Source organism: Hamadaea sp. NPDC051192 (assembly GCF_040682475.1).
GTDB lineage: Bacteria > Actinomycetota > Actinomycetes > Mycobacteriales > Micromonosporaceae > Hamadaea > Hamadaea flava.
Map to the genome: position 1 here is coordinate 64,892 of NZ_JBFBAZ010000014.1, position 18,616 is coordinate 83,507.

General features: G+C 69.8%; 17 protein-coding genes. 3 read left to right on the forward strand and 14 right to left on the reverse strand.

Annotation, left to right across the window (positions count from 1 at the left end; all coding sequences use genetic code 11):
- Nucleotides 1-48 precede the first annotated feature (48 nt).
- Both AB0M47_RS08935 and AB0M47_RS08940 read right to left on the reverse strand, forming a co-directional pair.
- Entirely contained in the window at nt 49-897 is an 849-nt protein-coding gene (locus AB0M47_RS08935) for a DUF2268 domain-containing putative Zn-dependent protease (RefSeq protein WP_363410759.1), read from the reverse strand.
- A 34-nt stretch (nt 898-931) separates the two neighbouring features.
- On the reverse strand, nt 932-1,636 hold the full coding sequence (locus AB0M47_RS08940) for a DUF2625 family protein (protein WP_363410762.1): 705 nt from the start codon (nt 1,634-1,636) through the stop codon (nt 932-934).
- A gap of 166 nt (nt 1,637-1,802) precedes the next feature.
- On the opposite strand from AB0M47_RS08940, the gene AB0M47_RS08945 reads away from it, so the two are divergent.
- Nucleotides 1,803-2,537, forward strand: coding sequence for an alpha/beta hydrolase (locus tag AB0M47_RS08945; protein WP_363410765.1), 735 nt, complete (start codon nt 1,803-1,805; stop codon nt 2,535-2,537).
- 292 nt (nt 2,538-2,829) lie between these two features.
- Here AB0M47_RS08945 and AB0M47_RS08950 read toward each other — a convergent pair whose 3' ends face one another.
- The 9 genes from AB0M47_RS08950 to AB0M47_RS08990 form a co-directional block, all read right to left on the reverse strand.
- Nucleotides 2,830-3,276 (reverse strand): hypothetical protein, encoded by a 447-nt coding sequence (locus AB0M47_RS08950; protein WP_363410768.1) that lies wholly within the window; start codon nt 3,274-3,276, stop codon nt 2,830-2,832.
- Nucleotides 3,277-3,653: 377 nt separating this feature from the next.
- Nucleotides 3,654-6,368 carry a hypothetical protein gene (locus tag AB0M47_RS08955; protein ID WP_363410771.1) on the reverse strand — a complete coding sequence of 905 codons (2,715 nt, stop codon included), beginning with the start codon at nt 6,366-6,368 and terminating at the stop codon, nt 3,654-3,656.
- Complete coding sequence (locus tag AB0M47_RS08960; protein WP_363410774.1) at nt 6,365-7,429, reverse strand: Gfo/Idh/MocA family oxidoreductase; 1,065 nt, start codon at nt 7,427-7,429, stop codon at nt 6,365-6,367. Before AB0M47_RS08960 ends, AB0M47_RS08955 begins: the two co-directional genes overlap by 4 nt.
- Nucleotides 7,426-8,328: a sugar phosphate isomerase/epimerase gene (locus tag AB0M47_RS08965; protein WP_363410777.1), complete on the reverse strand. Its 903-nt coding sequence runs from the start codon at nt 8,326-8,328 to the stop codon at nt 7,426-7,428. Before AB0M47_RS08965 ends, AB0M47_RS08960 begins: the two co-directional genes overlap by 4 nt.
- On the reverse strand, nt 8,319-9,509 hold the full coding sequence (locus AB0M47_RS08970) for a CehA/McbA family metallohydrolase (RefSeq protein ID WP_363410780.1): 1,191 nt from the start codon (nt 9,507-9,509) through the stop codon (nt 8,319-8,321). The genes AB0M47_RS08965 and AB0M47_RS08970 overlap by 10 nt, the downstream gene beginning before the upstream one ends.
- Entirely contained in the window at nt 9,506-10,615 is a 1,110-nt protein-coding gene (locus AB0M47_RS08975; RefSeq protein ID WP_363410783.1) for an ABC transporter ATP-binding protein, read from the reverse strand. Before AB0M47_RS08975 ends, AB0M47_RS08970 begins: the two co-directional genes overlap by 4 nt.
- A complete protein-coding gene (locus AB0M47_RS08980; protein WP_253751813.1) occupies nt 10,615-11,442 on the reverse strand; it encodes a carbohydrate ABC transporter permease in 828 nt (275 codons plus the stop codon). Before AB0M47_RS08980 ends, AB0M47_RS08975 begins: the two co-directional genes overlap by 1 nt.
- Nucleotides 11,439-12,398, reverse strand: a complete 960-nt coding sequence (locus AB0M47_RS08985; protein ID WP_363410787.1) for a sugar ABC transporter permease — start codon at nt 12,396-12,398, stop codon at nt 11,439-11,441. The genes AB0M47_RS08980 and AB0M47_RS08985 overlap by 4 nt, the downstream gene beginning before the upstream one ends.
- Nucleotides 12,373-13,767, reverse strand: a complete 1,395-nt coding sequence (locus AB0M47_RS08990; RefSeq protein ID WP_363410790.1) for an extracellular solute-binding protein — start codon at nt 13,765-13,767, stop codon at nt 12,373-12,375. The genes AB0M47_RS08985 and AB0M47_RS08990 overlap by 26 nt, the downstream gene beginning before the upstream one ends.
- A 176-nt stretch (nt 13,768-13,943) precedes the next feature.
- On the opposite strand from AB0M47_RS08990, the gene AB0M47_RS08995 reads away from it, so the two are divergent.
- Entirely contained in the window at nt 13,944-14,687 is a 744-nt protein-coding gene (locus AB0M47_RS08995; protein ID WP_253751821.1) for a GntR family transcriptional regulator, read from the forward strand.
- A gap of 9 nt (nt 14,688-14,696) precedes the next feature.
- Here the strand turns inward: AB0M47_RS08995 and AB0M47_RS09000 are convergent, their stop codons facing one another.
- From AB0M47_RS09000 to AB0M47_RS09010, 3 genes are read right to left on the reverse strand one after another with little or no spacing between them, the layout of a single operon-like run.
- On the reverse strand, nt 14,697-15,356 hold the full coding sequence (locus AB0M47_RS09000; protein WP_363410793.1) for a response regulator transcription factor: 660 nt from the start codon (nt 15,354-15,356) through the stop codon (nt 14,697-14,699).
- Nucleotides 15,353-16,543: a histidine kinase gene (locus AB0M47_RS09005; protein WP_363410796.1), complete on the reverse strand. Its 1,191-nt coding sequence runs from the start codon at nt 16,541-16,543 to the stop codon at nt 15,353-15,355. The genes AB0M47_RS09000 and AB0M47_RS09005 overlap by 4 nt, the downstream gene beginning before the upstream one ends.
- Nucleotides 16,540-17,376 carry a type II CAAX endopeptidase family protein gene (locus AB0M47_RS09010; protein ID WP_363410868.1) on the reverse strand — a complete coding sequence of 279 codons (837 nt, stop codon included), beginning with the start codon at nt 17,374-17,376 and terminating at the stop codon, nt 16,540-16,542. The genes AB0M47_RS09005 and AB0M47_RS09010 overlap by 4 nt, the downstream gene beginning before the upstream one ends.
- A gap of 306 nt (nt 17,377-17,682) precedes the next feature.
- Between AB0M47_RS09010 and AB0M47_RS09015 the strand changes: the two genes are divergently transcribed.
- Complete coding sequence (locus AB0M47_RS09015) at nt 17,683-18,597, forward strand: hypothetical protein (RefSeq protein ID WP_363410799.1); 915 nt, start codon at nt 17,683-17,685, stop codon at nt 18,595-18,597.
- Nucleotides 18,598-18,616: the final 19 nt, after the last annotated feature.

Below are 18,616 nucleotides of genomic sequence, written 5' to 3' on the forward strand. Positions count from 1 at the left end.
GCCCTCGGGGAGCGCGCGCTCCGCGTTCTGAACGCGGGACGGTGTCTGTCACGACGTCGCGCTGGCGAGGATCTCCGGTCCCGTCAGGCTCGTGCTCTGCGCCACCGTCAAGCCGCTGACCTTCAGGTGCGCGTCGACGATGCGCAGGCCGACGGCGTACCCGGCCATGTCGGGGATGCCGACCGGCTCCGAGCCGAACTTCCGCGCCGTCGTGTCGCCCAGCACGTACGCAGTCGTCTTGTCGTAGCCGGTGACGTCGAAGGCCGCGACCGTCTTGGCGTACGCGTCTTCCAGCGAGTCGCCGGAGACCATGGTGGACCAGGGTCCCATCGCGTCCGGGCCGGCGAGTTCACGGACGAACGCCTCGGCGAGTCCTTCGGAGATGATGTGCTCGCCGACCATCGGCGTCCACGGCACGTTCTGGTAGCGGATCTGGTGGTGCAGCTCGTGGACGGCGCAGTACGCGATCCGCCCGATGACCTCGTCCGACGGCCAGCCGATGAGGTAGAGCCAGCCGGGCGCGCCGCCCATGCCGTAGTAGCCGCCGGTGACCTTCATCAGATGCTCGTCGTCGGGATTGCCGAGCACGAACAGCACTTTCACCTCCTCGGGCTGCTTCCAGTCGCGCAGCGCCTCGGCGGCGCGCTCCAGCGCGGTGGTGATCTGCCCGACGACGTCTTCGCTGACGAGACGGGTCAACGCCGGGAGGTAGCGCGGGTCGTCGATGTCGACGCGGAAGCCGCCACCTTGGTGGTGCAGGTCGACCGGATCGCCGGGCATCGGGACGTGCTCGTACATCGGCGCGATGAGGTCGCGCAGCGCGTCGGCGCGCTCAGGCAGCGGGCGGGCCAGGATCTCCAGCATCGCCAGCGGCGTATTCATAACCGTGATCTTCATGCCTTCGACGGTAGAGACTCACGCAGCGTGAGAGTCAAGCGTCAGTGGCCCGTAGCGCGAATGATCCGCCGTCCGGAAGATCCGTTAGCTGACGCGCCAGATCCTGGGTGAAGTCGATGACCTCGGCGATGGGGGCTGGGCTGCGGGTCGTCGCGTCCATGTCGGCGCGCGCCTCGGTCGTGCAGAGGAACGGGTAGACGGTGAAGCCCTGGTCTAGGCGTAACCCGGCGATCTCCGCACGCCAGGTCGACCAGCGCAGTCCGTCATAGAACTGGTGGGTCGCACCGCTCGCCAGCCACGACAGCCAGTCGCCGTAGCCGACGCCGAGCGATTCCCAGCCGAGCGTGTCGGGGGCGAAGTAGCAGACCTCGCCCGGGCTGCCCGGGCGATCCGCTGGTACCTGGGGGCCGTTGACCTCGAACAGGCCGCCGACGACATCGTGACCGACGGCGAGCGCGGGTGGCGGACCGTCGAGCTGGTTCATGTCCGCCAGGCTGGGAAAGCCGGGAGAGCCGCCGCCGTAGACGCGTACCCAGCCGTCGTCGACCAGCACGCCTCCGGTGTGCCGAGCCATCGCGCCGAGCCGCGACCGCACGGTCACCTGCAGGCTGACCAGGCAGGCTTCGCCGGCCCGCTGCTCCACCGGGAGCACGTGGACCGACTCGGCGGCGGCGAACTCCGCGGAGAGATCCGGCCAAGCGGGCTCGTCCGTGGTGATGAGGTCGTCGAGGGAGCGCATGAGCGAGATCATCTCTCACGATGGCCTTGATAGGTACATGGCGTACCAGCGGTCGCGGACGACCTCGACCCGGCGGACGGGCAAGGGGAAGCGGATAATTGGGGTCGTGGCCAGGCGGAGGATCGTTCGAGCTGTGATAGTCGTGCTGTCCGCTACCGTTCTTCTCGTGGGGCTGCTCTATTTCGGCCAGCGCAAGCTGATCTACTTCCCGAGCCAGGAGACCGGGCCGGTGCCCGCCGGGATGACGGAGGTCAGCTTCGGCACCGCCGACGGCCTGACGCTCCGCGGCTGGCTGTCCGAACCGGTGGGTCCGGATCGGCGCACGGCGGTCCTGGTGGCCAATGGCAACGGCGGCAATCGGGCGGGACGCGTACCGCTGGCTCGGGCGCTCAGCGCGCGCGGACTGACCGTGCTGCTGTTCGACTATCGGGGATACGGCGGGAACCCGGGCAGCCCGACGGAATCAGGATTGTTCCTCGACGTTCGGGCCGCGTACGCGTACCTGGCGGAGTCTTTCGACAGCCAGCGGATCGTGCTGTTCGGCGAGAGCCTGGGAACGGGCGTCGTGACCGATCTCGCGACGGAGCAACCGGCGCGGGCCGTCGTCCTGCGTTCACCGTTCACCGATCTGGCTTCAGTGGGCGCCGCGCATTACCCCTTCCTTCCCGTACGCCTCCTCCTGAGAGACCGGTTTCCCGTGCTGGACAAGGTGTCTGCCGTGCAGGCGCCGATCACCGTGGTCTACGGGACGACCGATGGCACCGTCCCACCCGCGCAGAGCGTCGCGGTCGCGGAACGGGCCCGCGTCGCCCCGATCGCGGTGCAGGGCGCGGACCACAATGACGCCGCGCTCGCGGAAGGTCCGCAGCTGATCGACGCGATCGACGCTGCCGCCAGGTAGGGCCACCTCGATATGGCGCCCTGCCAGGCCGTGGCGGGGGGTTCACGGCCTGACAGGGACGATGGAGCTGCGGCGGCTACGCGCCTAGGCTCGGCGGGATCGGGGTTCCATGGCACGTTGGGCGCCAGCGCGGACAAGGCTGCGCTGATGCCCGCCGCACCGGGTAGTTCGCAAGCACGATCTTCGCCGTCGGCGCCTGGGATCGGCCCGATGGCTGCCGTCGAGCGGGGGGCAACCCTTGAGCAGGGGTGCGAGCCCGGCCGATCGCCGGACCCGCACCACGAGCTGGTCGTCAGAGGCCGAACCACATCATCTTGATGGCCCTGTCGAACCCAAGCCAGGTGTAGTAGCCGGGGGCGCCGTCGATCGGGCCGGTGTAGCCGCCGCTCCGCTTGGCGATCGTCTGGATGCCCATGTACGTGTACTTGCCCGGGAGGCCGTCGATCGGACCGCTATAGACCTTCTCGCGCGTCAGGTACCGCTGGACGCCTTTCCACGAGTTGACGCCAGGGTACCCATCAGCAGGTCCGGTGTAGCCGAAAGTCGCTGCCGGTCCGGCCTGGATGCGGCACCACATAGGCATGTCAGTGGCGCTGCCGCTGTTCGTCAGGCGGTACATGTTGTCCTTGCAGAACTGCGTGGTGTAGGAGTTGCCCGCCTGGGCCGGCGTGGCGACAGTGAGGCCGGCGAGCGCCACGCTCAGCGCTACGGCCACTGCGGAAGTGCGCTTCCAGTTCATGATGATCCTCTCCAGGGACGGTCACGCGATCCAGGAGATGCACCGCAACGGGGAGGGACGTCCGTGACGGTGGCGGTGACGCGTTCACACCGCCCCAGCCCTGCGGACACCGACGAGGCCGGCATTCTCTGGTTCTTCGCGCACTGTGCGATCTTGACGATTCTGCGCTTACCGCGATCGATCTGGATGCGACTGTAGGCGTCGCGCGTGGTCGGCTGAACCCAACGAATCCGCGAAAATAGCAGCGCCCCGCGTACAGCACACGGAAAGGTGATCTCCGGAGTGCCACGCACGTCACCACACCAAGATCACGTGCGTGGCACTCCGGAGATCACGAGATGACCGACGCGCGAGGCGGGTGGCCCCGCGCGCCGGGATCAGCGAGCGAGCTGGACGGTGACGATCTCGAAGCCGCGCAGATCCACCCGCACCGCACCGTCCGGGCCGATGTCCAAAGCAGACCCGGTACGCCCCCGCAAGTCGGCCAGCCACGCCGCGCGCAGGCCCAGCACCGAGAAGACCGCCGTCGACGGTGCCGGCTGCAGGCAGACGACGCGTACCTCCAACGAGTCGGAACCCGAAGCCGAGTCGGCGCCGGAAGCCGCGGAGGAACGGGAGCGAAGCGACGTCATCACGACGCCGTCGCCGGACACCGACAACCCCGCAGCCGAAGCGGGCAAAGGCACCGACGGCGACGCCGCCCCGGGGAACGCCAGGAGCGAATGCCGGTAGATCTCGGCCGCCGCGGCCACCCCGGCCCGGTCCCACGAGGCTCGGATCGGCATGACGGCGAGGTCGAAGGTGATCGGCCCATGGCATTGGGCCTGCGGAGCCGGCAACTGCGGTCCAGCGGGTTCGTCGCGCAGCGCGTGGATGTTGCGCGACAGCATGCCGATCGAGCGCAGCAGCGTGATCGCGAGGTGCCCGTCGACGAGTTCGTACTCGGTCGGCTGGGTGAGCAGCACAGCCGTCTCGCCCGCGACGACGAAGCCCGACGCCGGGAACGTCGGCAGCGGGAACTCCCCGCCGCCACCCTCCACTGACGACGAAGACCGGGAGACGACCGCGAACTGCCCCTCCGCGTACGAGGTGGTTGCGGCGGCGGGCAGGTGCAGGCGTACGCGATGGTCGGAGCACCGGTTGTCGAAGCTGACCGTGAGGCGTACGAACGGTTCACCGACGCGCACCTCGACCCGGGTCACCACGGTCACCGGGACCAGCGTCGAGGACCGGGCGGGAGCCGGCGGCGCGGCGGCCACGATGGTCGGGCTGACCGGAGTCGGCTCGGCGGCCGCGACCGGCCACTCGTAGACCCTCGTCACGTCGACGACGGCCACCAGCGGCCCCGCCGAAACCACGGACACCGAGGTCGAGACGGGCGTCGAGACCAGCACATCCGCGTCGGGCGCGGCGTAGTTGTAGCTATCCCCCACATCGCCGCCGTCGACGACCAGGCCGATGTCGGCCACGTCGAACCGCAGCACGCCGTTGTCCACGATGGACCCGTCGACGGACACCGTCGAGGAAGGTAGGGCAGCAGAGTCAGCGGGCCGCACCGACACGTGTCCCAGGGCGGGAACGGTGACGGCGGCGGCGACGACCGAGCGCGGCGCGGCCACGATCCGCATCCGGACCGAGGAGCGCTCCCCCAGCGCTGTCCAGACGTCGTCGACGCTGAACGACGGGTCGCCGTGCCGGGCGACGTGGAAGGTCACCTCGTCACCGGCCAGCTCCCAGTGGGTGATCTCCTGCCCGTACAGCTCGATGCCGTGGATGCGCCGCAGACCCTTCTCGATCTCCCGCGCACCGTCGAGCAGGTCGTCGGCGAGCACCGACGGACCGGACGACAGCACCTGGATCGGCACCGGCGTACCGTCGCCGGTGACCAGACCCCCGGATTCGGGCAGGTCCAGTTCGACGACCGAGGTCCGCTCGAACGGCGAGGGGTTCCAGACGGCGTACCCGTCGTTGGGCACGACCGCGGTCAGGCTCGCCCCGGCCAGGTCGACGACCGCCCGTGCCAGCTGGTCGGCCTCGGCCAGCCGCGCGGCCACCTGCACCGCGGTCTCGTCACACCCGCAACCGGTCACCGAGTCGTGGCACGACGCGTCGATCAGCCGAGTCCACGCCATGTCCAGGAAACCTTGCACCGGCGGCCCGTTGTGCCACAAGGCCGCCAGCGGCTCGGCGTGCCGCTCGACCGCCCGCTCCGCGCGTCCCATCGCTCTTTTCAGAGGGGTACGCACAGAGATGACCCCGGGCAGGATGTTCGCGCGGGCGTGGGACCGCAGTTCGCCGGTGATCCGGGGCAGTCCTTCGAATCGGGCGGACTGCGTCGCGAAGTACTCGGCGAGCGTACCGAGGCGCAGGTCGAGCCCGGTCTCCGCAGAAGCGCGGGCGAGCAGGTCGGCGACGTCGGCGGCCGGGGCGGCATGGTCGGTGCCGTACATGCCCAGCATCGGCCCGCCGTCCGGATACCAGGCGTTCAGGTACGCCGACAGCTCCTTGGCCCGCGCGGCGACCAGCGGCGGTGAGGCGGTCAGCGAGGCGGCGTTGCCGTAGCCGCCGGGCATGTACTCGGTGCGGATGACGGTGCCGTCCGGGGCTTCCCAGCCGAACGCGTGCTGCCCCAGCGCCCCCGGTACGCCCCGGAAGACGCACGCGTGGGCGAGCCCGGCGCCGGTCAGGATCTGCGGCATCTGCGCGATGTGGCCGAACATGTCGGGCAGGTAGCCGACCGGCAGCGCGGCGCCGAGTTCCTCGGACCGGCGCAGGCCGCGTTCCAGGTTGCGGACGATGTTCTCGCCGGAGCACAGGAACTCGTCGAGCAGGATCTGCCACGGCCCGACCGCCAGCTGCCCGTTGGCCACCAGTTCCCGGACCTGGTCGCGGCGTTCGGGGCGGACGTCGAGGTAGTCGTCGACGGCGGCCATCTGACCGTCCAGAGTGAACCGTTGCCGCGGGTCGGCGGCCATCCGGTCGAAGACGTCGTCGAGCAGCGCCACCAGGCGCAGCCGGAACCGCTGGAACGGCTCGTACCACTCGCGATCCCAGTGGGTGTGCGGGACGACGATGATCTCGGTCGGCGTCATGCCTGCATAGCCTCTCCGGAGACGGGGTGCTGGGACGCGCGGACGATGCGCTGGCTGGTAACCAGGTCGGACAGCCCGCCCTCGACCCCGGTACGCACAGCCGAGCCCTTGGTGACCAGCGAGTGGAACGCCACCAGCTCTCGTTCGAACGCCTCGTCGACGCTGGTGAACACCGACCGCGTCGGGCCTTCGGCGATCGTGAGCACGGTGGGCGCGTTCATCAGATAGGGCGTCGGGAAGACCAGTTCGAGCGACCCGCGTTCGTGGTGCAGGGTCACGGTCTCCCGGTACGCCGGATAGTCCGGCAGATAGTGCCAGTGCAACGTGTAGCGCCCGCCGTCGGACAGATCACCGGTGACCTCCACCGACGGTTCGGGCACGCCCTTGCGGGTCCACGTCGTGGCGTGGTCGATCGTCGCGGGCGCGCCGGTGAACAGCCGCAGCAGCGACAGGTCGTGGCTCAGGCTGTTGACGAGGATCCGGTAGAGGCCTTGCGCGCCCGCGTCGTCGCCGACGGCTGCGCGTACGAGGTCGTCGTCGTGGGCGCGCAGTGAGGCGAGCGCGGTCGCGGGAACGTCGGTGGGCGTCGGCAGGTGGGCGAAGGCCAGCTGCGACTCGCCGCTGGGATGCAGCACGGTGACGTCGACGTGGTGCACCGCCGACGGCCCGCCGATGCGGTCCAGCTCTTCGAGCGCCCGTTCCACGGCCGGGTCGTACTGCTTCATGTAGCCGACCATCAGCTGATCCGTGTCGGGCAGCTGCGCGATCTCGGCCCGGGTCAGCGCGAGCGGCTTCTCGCAGAACACCGGCAGTCCGGCAGCGAGCGCCTGACCGGCCAGCGTCCCGTGCGATCCGGAGGTGAGCAGCAGGATCGCGTCGAACCCGCCGGCGGCGATCATCTCGGACGCGTCGGCGTACCGGGCGACGTCGAACTCGGCGAGCGCCGTCGGGGACAGATCGCTGACCGCGACGACGGAGAACAGGTCGGAGCGGCGGGCCAGCATCGGCAGGTGCGCGGTGCGGGCGATCGTGCCCAGCCCGGCGATCGCCACGCGGATCATCGAACCCCCCATTCGGCGAGCTGGGCCCGGTTCGCGCGCTGGTCGGCGAGGATCCGGCCGAGGTCCTGCCCGGTGCCGGGGGCGTCCTGCTCGACGACCAGCCATCCGGTGTAGCCGATCTCGGTCAGCTCGGCCAGCACCGCCGGAAGATCGACGTCGCCCTGCCCGAGCGCCGGGAATCCCCCGGCTCGAACCATCGCTGACAAGTCGGCCCCCTCATCGCGTACCCGATGATGAACGAGACGGTCCGCGTCCTTGACGTGGACCTGTTTGATGCGCGGACCCCAGCGACGCACCGCGGCCACCGCGTCGCCGCCGGCGAGCGCGAGGTGGCCGGTGTCCAGGCAGATCGAGATGTCGGTGAGCGCGAGCAGCCGGTCGGCCTCCTCGCCGGTCTCGATGTCGGTGCCGAGGTGGTAGTGGAAGACCGGTTCGAGGCCGCGCGCCCGGCAGCGGTCCGCGGCCTGCTGGACCCGTTCCGCGAAGCCGGGCCACGCCGCCTCGGGCAACGCCAGGGCAGGATCAAGCGGTACGCCGGGAGCAGCGAATCGGCGCGGATCGGCCGGGCAGGCGAGGGTGGGCCGGGGCGCGAACCGGTCGTCGTCGACCGTGACGGCGGTGAACACGTCGAGTGCGGCGTCCAGGTTCGGCAGGTCGGCCGCGAAGCCGTCCGGGTCGCCGTAGCGCAGGTCGACCCAGCCGCCGGCCAGCTGCATGCCGTGCCGGGCGAGCCGGTCGGCCAGCTCCCGGCCGGTGCCGAAGTAGCCGATCGGCCCGGAGTCGACGCCGGTGTATCCGGCGGCCGCCAGTTCGGCCAGCATCGTGTCCGGGTCGACGATCGGAGATTCGAGCGAGTAGACCCCGAAGTTGCAGGGGGCGTTGGCGATCCTCACCGACATATCGCGACGACCTCCGTCGAAGACGTCTCCAGCAGATGCAGGCCGTCGCCGGCCGGCAGCAGCACTCGGTCGCCGCGGATCACCGCCCGGGAGCCGTCCGGCCGGATCAGGACCGTGCCGTCGGCGTCGAGGGCGAGCAGTTCGTCGCCGAGCCGGATGAGCAGCGCCTCCTGCGGTCCGGCGTTGATCGCCACCCGGCCAGCGGCCAGCCCGCCGAGCACGTCGCCGTCGTCGGCGAGGACCCACGTGGTGGGGTTGCCGGGCAGACCGTCGCTGCCGGGCCGGTGGTAGTCGCTGCCGCCGACCGGGATGACGTCGGGCCGCCAGGCGTCCGCCCAGGCCAGCGGGGCGCCCCAGGTGCGGTCGAACCAGCCGGAGTGCCAGATCTCGGCGTGCTGGGGCCGGTCGGTCACCGGCTGCCGCCAGGCGCAGTCGCCGCCGAGCGGATGGTTGATGGACAGGATCCCGCCGTCGCGGCGGACCGCGGCGAACCAGTCGTCGACCGGGCGGCGGAAGTCGACCCAGCCGATCGGGCCCCAGGCGTTGGCGTGCCCGCGATCGGTGGTGACCTCCTGCCCGGGGATCAGGTCGATGCCGTAGCGGGCGCCGGCCGAGGCCAGCTCGGGGTGGTGGCTGACGGTGTTGTGGTCGGTGACGGCGAGGAAGTCCAGTCCCCGTTGTACGGCCAGCACGGCCAGCTCCGGGACGGTCGAGCTGCCGTCACTGTGGACGGTGTGCGAGTGCAGGTCGCCCGCGAGCCAGGTCCGCCCGTCCACTGCCAGGAGCTCCCGTTTCGGTCCGCGCTCCGGCTTTTCTGGACGTTCGCCGGCGGGCGCGTCGGGCGCTCTGTCCGATGTGGTCACCGTGACGGTGAAGTCGAGCCCGTCCGTCGGTACGCGATGCAGCCGCAGCAGCACGTGCCACACCCCGGGTTCGAGCTCGCCCGGCAGGTAGCCCGGCGTCGCCCAGCCGGGCGTGATCGTGTACCGGTCCCGGGCCCCGCCGGACCAGCCCCGGAACCCGGCCGGCCCCTCGCACCCGAGATCGAGTACGCCCCGCGCCCGGTCGTAGGCCAGCTCGACGGACAGGGCCGCCGTGCCGGGCGGGACCTCGACCGGCACCGAGCGCATGATCTGCTCGGCCCGGTCCTCCATCGTCCAGCGGCCCTGGTGCACGGTCATCGGTTCGCCCCGGTGGGCTGGGCCGGAATCGGCGCGGCGACCAGCTCGTCGTCGCGGTAGAGCAGCGCGCGGCCCGGTCGCGGCGCGACCCAGCCCCGGTCGCCCGGTGCGGGTTCCTCGCCTTCGGCGACCACCACCTGGACGGTGCCGACGTCGCCGGGCAGGTCGAGGCTGACCAGCGAGGAGCTGCCCAGATTCTCGACCACCACGACGACGCCCGACAGCGCGCCCGCGCGTTCGGCCGGCGAATAGTCGAGATACTCCGGGCGTACGGCGTAGGTGACGGTCTCCCCCGGCTCGGTCAGGCCCTCGGCGATCTCCGGCATCGGCAGGATCGTCCCGGCCACCTCGACGCCCGCGTCCCGCACCGTCGCCGGGATCAGGTTCATCGGGGTGGAGCCGATGAACCCGGCGACGAACGTGTTGGCCGGACGGCGGAACACCTCGACCGGTGTGCCCACCTGACGGATGCGACCGCCCTGCATGACCGCGATCCGGTCGGCGAGGGCCAGCGCCTCGGCCTGGTCGTGGGTGACGAACACGGTCGTCACGCCGAGGTCGCGCTGCAATCGCTTGAGGAACGTGCGCGCCTCCAGCCGCAGCCGCGCATCCAGGTTGGACAGCGGCTCGTCCAGCAGGAACACCTGCGGCGTGTAGGCCATCGCGCGGGCCAGCGCCACGCGCTGCTGCTGCCCGCCGGACAGCTGCGCCGGCCGTCGCTCCAGCAGCTCGGCCAGGCCGAGACCGCCGGCGGTCTCGGTCGCCTTGCCGTGCCGGGTCCGCCGGTCCACCTTCTTGATCCGCAACGGGTACGCGATGTTGTCGCGCACGTTCATGTGCGGGAAGAGGGCGTAGTCCTGGAACACCATCGCGACGTCGCGCCGCCCCGGCGGCATGCCGGTGACGTCGGTGTCACCGATGTGGATGGTGCCCCCGGAGGAGACCTCCAGCCCGGCGATGGTGCGCAGCAGCGTCGTCTTGCCGCATCCGGACGGGCCGAGCAGGGCGAAGAACTCGCCGTCGACGATGTCGAGGTCGAGGGCGTTCAGCGCGCGTACGCCGTTGGGGTAGACCTTGGTCAGCCCGCTCATGGTGATGGCGGCCATCAGCGTTTGATCCCTCCGTGGAAGCGGAAGCCGTAGCGGGTGCTCACGAAGATGAACATGAGCACGACCGGCAGCGAGTAGAGCAGCGAGAACGTGGAGAGCAGCCGCAGGTCGGCCTGCCCGCCCTCGGTGTAGAGGGTGTACATGATGACCGCCGCCGGGGCCTTGTCCGGGCTGCGCAGCAGCAGGTAAGGCACCAGGAAGTTGCCCCACACGTTGGCGACCGCCCACACCGCGACGGTCGCCAGACCCGGCCGCACCAAAGGCACCACGATGTGGCGCACGATCTGCAGCGGACTGGCCCCGAACACCCGCGCCGACTCCTCGTACGAGGTCGGCGTGGAGTCCATGAAGTCCTTGAGGATGAAGATCGCCGCCGGCAGCAGCCCACCGGACATGATCAGGATGACGCCCAGCCGGGAGTCGATCAGGTTCAGCCGGAACGCCAGCTCGAACAGCGGCACCATCGTCGCCGTGCCCGTCACGATCGACGAGAGCAGCAACAGGCCGTAGAGCAGCGCGTCACGGCCGGGGATGCGGACCCGGCTGAGCGCGTACGCGGCCAGCGCGGCGAACACGACGACCAGGATCGCCGTGCCGCCGGCCAGCCAGACCGAGTTCAGCAGCGACTCCACCGCGTACGGGTTGTCCAGCAGCGCCCGGAAGTTGTCCAGTGCGAAGTCGGGCATCGACGTGGTGATCTTCGGCGTGCTGTCGAACGGCGCGGTCGCCAGCCACAGCAACGGGATCGCGAAGAACCCGAGGACCACGCTGAGGAAGACGTACCGGCCGATCCGGCCGAGCAGGTGGCTGACGGTGGTGTTCACGCCTCCTCCTTCCGGCGCCCCAGCATCCGCAGGTAGACCAGCGCGAGGACGAGGTTGATCAGCAGCATCAGGAACGAGATCGCCGAGCCGAAGCCGAGCTGACCACCGGACAGGGCCACCTTGTAGACGTAGACCGCCAGGATCTCCGACTTCTGCTCCGGCCCGCCCGCGGTGATCAGGTACGGCGAGAAGTCGTTGAACGTCCACAAGCTGATCAGCAGCAGGTTGGTCAGGATGTGCCCGCGGATGCGCGGGAACACCACGTCACGCAACTGCTGCCAGGTGTTCGCCCCGGCCAGCTTGGCCGTCTCCAGATGCGACGGCGGCACGTTTCCGAGCGCCGCGCTGTAAAGCATCATCGAGAACGCCGTGCCACGCCACGTGTTGAACACGATGATCGACAGCATCGGATGATCGAGCAGCCAGGCCGCGCCCGGCGTATGCAGGACGGCGTTGAGCGTGCCGGCGTCGCGGTCGAGCAGCGCGATCCACAGGAACGCCACCACCGACCCCGGCAGGATCCAGGCCAGCAGCACGAACGCCTCGACGACGCGGCGTACGAAGCCACGGCGGTCGCGCAGCGTCCACGCGATGGCGAAGCCGAGACCGGCCTGCCCGATCACCGCCGAACCGATCACGAACTGCAGCGTCAGGCCCAGCGACGTGAGGAACCGGTCGTCGCCCAGCGCGGTCGTGTAGTTGTCCAGTCCGACGATCTCCGGATGTGCGGCGGCGAGCCCGGTCAGCCGGTAATTGGTGATGCCGAGATAGATCGTCCACGCGGCCGGCAGGACGAGGAACAGCACGATGAGCACCATGCTGGGCACCACGAACGCGGCCGCCCGGGCCCGGCCGAGCCCGGCGGCGTCCGGGGACGCGCCGTCGCGGCGCGCCCCCGGCAGTTGCTGCGTGCTGGTGTCCTCGGTGGTGTCAGGACTGGACGTTGCCTGCACCACCGACGATCCCCTCGACCTTCTTCTGATACTCCGCGGCCGCGTCGGCCGCGCTCTTGCCGGACACGACCGCGGCGGTCGCCTCCTGCAACGCCGTCGACACCTGCGGATACACGGCCAGCGGCGGCCGGTACGCCGTCAGCGGCAGCACCTTCTCCGACACGAAGCTGAGCATCGGGTCGCCGGCGAGGACCTCCTTGTTGACGTCCATCCGGGCGGTGATGCGCGCCGCGCCGGCCAGTTCGGACTTGACCGCCTCGGCCGAACTCATGAACGACAGCAGTTCCCAGGCCTGCGCCGGGTATTTGCTGTTGGGGTTGACGACGCGTACGCCGCCGCCGGACATGCTGACGAAGTCCTGGCCCCGCACGCCCGCCCCGGGCTGCTTGGCCGGGATCATGGCGTACCCGACGGTGGTGTCCCGGTCGGCCATCTTGGCGATGCCCGCCTTCGGCTCGACGACACTGCGCCAGAAGTAGTCGCCCTCGCCGAGGATGCCGATCTTGCCGGCGGCGAACATCTCGAAGGACTTGTCCCGGCCCTTGGCCTCCTGCTGCAGCTTCGGGTCACCGAGGCCGCCGCCGTACACCTTGCCGTAGAAGTCGAGCATGTCCTTGACCGGCTGGGTGGAGCCGGACCACTTGCCGTCCTTCCAGATCTCGCCACCGGCGCCCACCAGCAGCGGCAGCGCGCCCTGCATGGAGGTGGCCTCACCCATCGCGGTGCCGGCGTTGATCTGGATCGGCGTGACGCCGGGGAGGGTCTTGAGCTTGGCCCCCGCGTCGAGGATGTCCTGCCAGGACTTGGGCTGCCAGTCGGCCGGCAGGCCCGCCTGGGCGAACAGCTTCTTGTTGAAGTAGAGCACGCGACCGTCGGTGCCCTGCGGCACGCCGTACTTCTTGCCTTCGAACGTGCCCAGGCCCTGGACGGACTGCGGGATCTGGCTCCAGCCCTCCCATGAGTCCACTCCGGAACCGGCCACGTCGGCGAGCGGCTTGATGTATCCGGCCTGGGCGAACTCGCCGACCCAGATGCCGTCGATCGCGATGACGTCGGGACCGGCCTTGCTGCGCAGGTCCAACGCCAGCTTGGTCTTGTACTGCTCGTCGTCGACGCCGCTGGGCACGAACGTCACCTTGGCGGTGACGCCCTTGGCCTTCTGGGCCTCGATGAACTTGGGGATGACCCAGTCCTGGATCCACTGGGCGCCTGCGGAGTTCTTGCCGCCGACGATCGAGTTGGCGGCGATGGTGAGGGTGATGTTCTTAGCGTCCGCGCCGGACGGCTCCTCGGAGCCACAACCGGCCATGGTGAGAGCGAGAGCGGCGAGCGCGGCGACCGCGCCCGTCGACGTTCTACGCTGGACTGACATATTGCTTCCCTTCGGCGACTGGGTTGACTCGAAGAGGCTCGCGTTGCTCAGAATGTCATGACAACCTGCCGACGTAAATGTCTGCCGCGAAATCTTCACGTAACAGATCGGACGGCCCCCGATTGTTAGGACATCCAGACGTACAGATGATCAATGTCTTGTCGCATAATGGCGGCGTGGACGGCCTCGCGCAACTCATCCGGATCGACCGGTCCAGCCCGGTCCCCCTCTACTACCAGGTCGCGCAGCGCATGCAGGAACTCATCGAGTCCGCGCAGCTGCCGCCGGGTTCCCGGCTGGACAACGAGATAGCGCTGGCCGACCAGCTCGGCCTGTCCCGCCCCACGATGCGGCAAGCCATCGGCCACCTGGTCGACAAGGGACTCCTCGTCCGCAAACGCGGCGTCGGTACGCAGGTCGCCCAACGGCGCGTCAGCCGCCAGGTCGAGCTGACCAGCCTCTACGACGACCTCGACCGGGCTCGCCGCCGGCCGCGTACCGAAGTGCTGGCCTTCGAAGTCGTCACCGCCTCGCCCGCCGCCGCCGAAGCCCTGCACCTGCCTGCCGGAGCCGACGTGCTCCACATCGAACGACTCCGGTACGCCGAAGACGAACCCCTGGCCGTCCTGCGCAACTACCTGCCCGCCGGGCTCGCCGACATCAGCCGCGACGCGCTCGCCGAACGCGGCCTCTACCAGGTGCTGCGCGACAGCGGCATCCAGATGCGCATCGCCGACCAGACCATCGGCGCCCGCAAAGCCAGCTCCGCCGAAGCCCGGCTGCTCAGCGAGATCCGTGGCGCCCCCCTGCTCACCATGTCGCGGACCGCGTACGACCCGGCCGGGCACGCCGTCGAGTACGGCGACCACGTGTACCGGGCGTCGCACTACTCGTTCGAGCTGACCCTGCTCTCCCGCTGAACCGGGCCGTCAGGTCACCAACCCCCGGCGGTACGCGTAGATCACCGCTTGAACACGGTCTCGCAAGTCGAGCTTGGTGAGGATGCGCGACACGTAGGTCTTCACGGTCTCCTGGCTGATCACCAGCGCCACGGCGATCTCGCCGTTGGACAGGCCGTCGGCGATCAGGCGCAGCACCTCCAGTTCACGTGGAGTCAGCGGACCGTCATCGGGGGTGCTCTCGGCGGGACGGATCCGCGCCGCGTACCGGCCGACCAGTTGCCGGGTCACCTCGGGTGCCAGCAACGCGGCCCCACTCGCGACCGTGCGGATGCCGTTCAGCAGCTGTGCTGGCGGGGCGTCTTTGAGCAGGAAGCCGCTCGCCCCGGCGCGCAGCGCCCCGTACACGTATTCGTCCAGGTTGAACGTCGTCACCACGAGCACCTTCACCGGCTGCGCCACCCCGACCCCGGCCAGCCGGCGGGTCGCCTCGATGCCGTCGAGCACCGGCATCCGGACGTCCATCACCACGACATCGGGGTGCAACCGGCGGGCCAGGTCGACCGCGGCACGCCCGTCCCCGCACTCGCCGACCACCTCCAAATCCGGCTGGGCGTCGATGATGGTCGCCAGGCCGGTGCGGATCAGAATCTGGTCGTCACAGACGAGCACCCGGATCGGAGCGCTCACGACGCGCCTCCGGCGGGGATGCGGGCGCGGACGACGAAGGCACCGTCGTCCAGCCGGCCCGCGCTGAACTCGCCGCCGAGAACACCGACGCGTTCGCGAAGCCCGGCCAGGCCGCGGCCGCTCCCGCCAGGCGACGCGGTGACCGTCTCCCGGCCGTCCGTGCTGACCTCCACGATGATCTCCTGAGGGGCGTGGTGCACACGGACCGCCGTACGGCTGCCGCGGGCGTACTTGAGGGCGTTGGTCAGGGCCTCCTGGACGACGCGGTACGTCGCGACCTCGGCGCTGCCGGCTGTCTGCTGTGGACTGCCCTCCTCGACGAACTCCACCGGCTGGCCCGCCCGCCGGGTCTGCTCCACGAGGTCGTACAGCTCGCCGATCACCGCCTGCGGAAGCGCGCCCGCCCCTGGCGGCCCGGATGCCGTCGTCGCCTCCGCGCCATGGTCGGGGTTGAGCAGGTCCAGCAGATGCCGCAGATCGGTGATGGCCCGGCGGCCGGTGTCGCTGACCGAAGCCAGGGTCTGATCGAGGCGTTCCGGCGCGGCGGTCAGGTACCTCGCCGCCTCCGCCTGCACCACCATCGCCGTCACATGGTGGGTCACCACGTCGTGCAGCTCGCGGGCGATGCGGGTGCGTTCGGCGGTACGCGTGGCCTCGGCGAGGTGGCGGCGGTTCTCGGCCTCGGCCGCCCGGGACAGGCGTACCCATGCCCCGATCCACCAGGCGATGGCCAGCGCCAGATAGAAGGAGGTGAACCCGGCCACCCCCTCACCCGAACCACGCCGGTCGAGAGCCACCGCCAGCAACACGTACGCCACGGTGCCCAGCAGCACCGTGCCGCGCCGATGGCGGTGCAGGTGCACGGAGGTGCTCAGCAGCGCGATGGGGAGAGCCGTGCCCGCGACGGTGTGGAAGCCGACGAGCTGGTCGACAGCGAAGCCGAGAGACACCAGCGCGAGACAGACGGCAGGCCAACGGCGGCGCACGATCAGCGGGAGGCTCTCGAGGGCGATCACGGCGACGGCCATCGCGTCGAACGGCCGGTCCGGCAGGTCGCCGAGCTGCGTCCCGTTGCTGTGGAGTGCCGGCACCACCGACGCGACGGCGAGAACCAGCGCCAACGGGAGATCCCGGGCCATGACGGGCAGTCGCCGCCACACGCCCAGGATCCGCTCGCGGTCGATCACCGGGAAAGACTAACGGTCGCGGCGACCCCGGCGGCGCGCCCGCGCATCGGCACCAGCCGGTCGCGGCGGCGGGCCAGCCACAAGAACACTCCGGTCACCACCACGCCAGCCACCAGCGCGTAGAGGCTCGCCTCCGGCCCGAACTCGCCGCCGCTGACCGCGGTCGGACCGGACAGTACGCCGTGCAGCAGCCCGTCCGGCGCACTCTGGCCGGAGACTCCGGTGCCGAAGATGCCGCCCTCGGCGAAGTTCCAGGCGAAATGCAGCCCGATCGGCACCCACAGGTTACGGGTGGCGGCGAAGGCGGCACCGAGCATGCCACCCGCCTCGACGGCGATGGCGAGCGTGCTCCACAGGCTGGCGTGCGGGTTGAACAGATGCGCCAGGCCGAAGAGCAGACCGGTGAGAACCAGCGCCGACCAGGTGCCGATGCGCTCCTCGACGAACCGGAACAGCACGCCCCGGAACAACAGCTCCTCCGTCACGGCGGCAGCGGCCGTGACGCCCGCCAGCGCGATCGCGCCGGACACCGAGCCCCAGCCGTCGATCCGGTAGCCGCCGGACAGGGCGATGACCGCGATGACGGCCGCGAACATTCCGAAGCCGATGAGCGCACCCCGGCCGAATGGGGCACCCGCGCCCTTCCAGGCCACCTCGGCCGGCGCGCGGCGTTCGGTCCGGCGCACCACCCAGGCGTACGCGAGGAGCGAGAGCACTGCGGTGGCCACGCCGAGCGCCAGCGTGGGCCACACGTTCCACTGCACCGCGCCGACAGCCATGTTGCCCACGAGCGCGACCACCGAGACGGCCACGAGCTGCGCCAACAGTCGCAAGAACAGTCGCATGACGAACCCTTCCCCAGATCCCGCGGCCCAAGCGCCGCGGCTACCTGGAACGCTATGGATTCGCAGGCCCGGAATCGTCACCGCACAGCGGACAGTCGCCGGTAGCTCTCACGGGGGACAAGCCCGCCCGCGCCTTCGCCACCGAACGAGCCGGAACATCGACCGCGACGATCAAGACATTGACCGTCTCATGATCGCGCAATAGCCTCCAGTCGATGACCTTGGGCATTGGGGCTCGGGGTCGTCGACCGTCTGGGGAGGACCCACATGCGATTTGTCAGACGACTGGCGATCATGGTTGGGATTGTGTTCGGCCTGCTGGCCATGTCGGGACAGGCCGCGCAAGCCGCCTACTACAACACGTACTCCGACATCGCCAGCTTGCCCAACACGAGCTGCTGCACCGGCGTACAGGGCTTCGCCGCCGGATCCACCTACTTGTACTCCGTCAAGAACCACACCAATTACGACGATCTCGCCGTCATCTACCGGGTCAACAAGACCACCGGTGACCGGGTGCTGATGACCAACGGCACCAACGGCGGCACGACCAACACCTGGCTCGGGCACGCGAACGACATGACGATCGTCGACATCGACAGCCAGCACCACCTGTTCGTCGTCACCATGGAAGCGACCGGCGCGCAACTGGTGAAGCTGCGCTACGACGGCACCACCTACTACTACGTCGGGTCCTACCAGATCCGGCTCAACGGTGCCGTGGCGTCGCCGTCGGGGGTCAGCCGAGTCGCGCAGGACAGCACGACGATCTCGTTCATGTTCAAGAGCGGCCGGACCGTCTACAACGGCAGCATCCCGCTGCGCGCCAACTCCGGGACCATCAACCTGACCAAGGCGTTCGACCTGCAGGTCGAAGGCGCCCTGGTCAACGGCGCCACCGTCTCGGACCTCACGACCTTCGCCAACCAGGGCTTCTTCTACGACGCGTCCAAGAAGGTGCTCTACTACCCGCTGACCAAGGAGAACCGCAGCATCGTGCTCGTCTACCGCAACGTGACGACGGCCACGACCGGTACCGCGCCCGCGGCCACCGACCTCTCGTTCCGCATCACGTCGTCGGCGTACACGACCTTCGAAATCGAAGGCGTCGGCCTCAGCGCCGGAACGCTGTATTTCAATACGAACCGGGCGAACGCCAACGGCTCCTTCGACGCGGTGCACGCGTTCAAGGGCTACGTCGCCGCCTGACGCAGATCGTCGTGACCCG

Bases quoted from the DNA above. Each gene is read 5' to 3' on its own strand.
- AB0M47_RS08935 (WP_363410759.1), bottom strand. From the start codon at position 897: ATGAAGATCACGGTTATGAATACGCCGCTGGCGATGCTGGAGATCCTG.
- AB0M47_RS08940 (WP_363410762.1), bottom strand. From the start codon at position 1,636: ATGCGCTCCCTCGACGACCTCATCACCACGGACGAGCCCGCTTGGCCG.
- AB0M47_RS08950 (WP_363410768.1), bottom strand. From the start codon at position 3,276: ATGAACTGGAAGCGCACTTCCGCAGTGGCCGTAGCGCTGAGCGTGGCG.
- AB0M47_RS08955 (WP_363410771.1), bottom strand. From the start codon at position 6,368: ATGACGCCGACCGAGATCATCGTCGTCCCGCACACCCACTGGGATCGC.
- AB0M47_RS08960 (WP_363410774.1), bottom strand. From the start codon at position 7,429: ATGATCCGCGTGGCGATCGCCGGGCTGGGCACGATCGCCCGCACCGCG.
- AB0M47_RS08965 (WP_363410777.1), bottom strand. From the start codon at position 8,328: ATGTCGGTGAGGATCGCCAACGCCCCCTGCAACTTCGGGGTCTACTCG.
- AB0M47_RS08970 (WP_363410780.1), bottom strand. From the start codon at position 9,509: ATGACCGTGCACCAGGGCCGCTGGACGATGGAGGACCGGGCCGAGCAG.
- AB0M47_RS08975 (WP_363410783.1), bottom strand. From the start codon at position 10,615: ATGGCCGCCATCACCATGAGCGGGCTGACCAAGGTCTACCCCAACGGC.
- AB0M47_RS08990 (WP_363410790.1), bottom strand. From the start codon at position 13,767: ATGTCAGTCCAGCGTAGAACGTCGACGGGCGCGGTCGCCGCGCTCGCC.
- AB0M47_RS09015 (WP_363410799.1), top strand. From the start codon at position 17,683: ATGGTTGGGATTGTGTTCGGCCTGCTGGCCATGTCGGGACAGGCCGCG.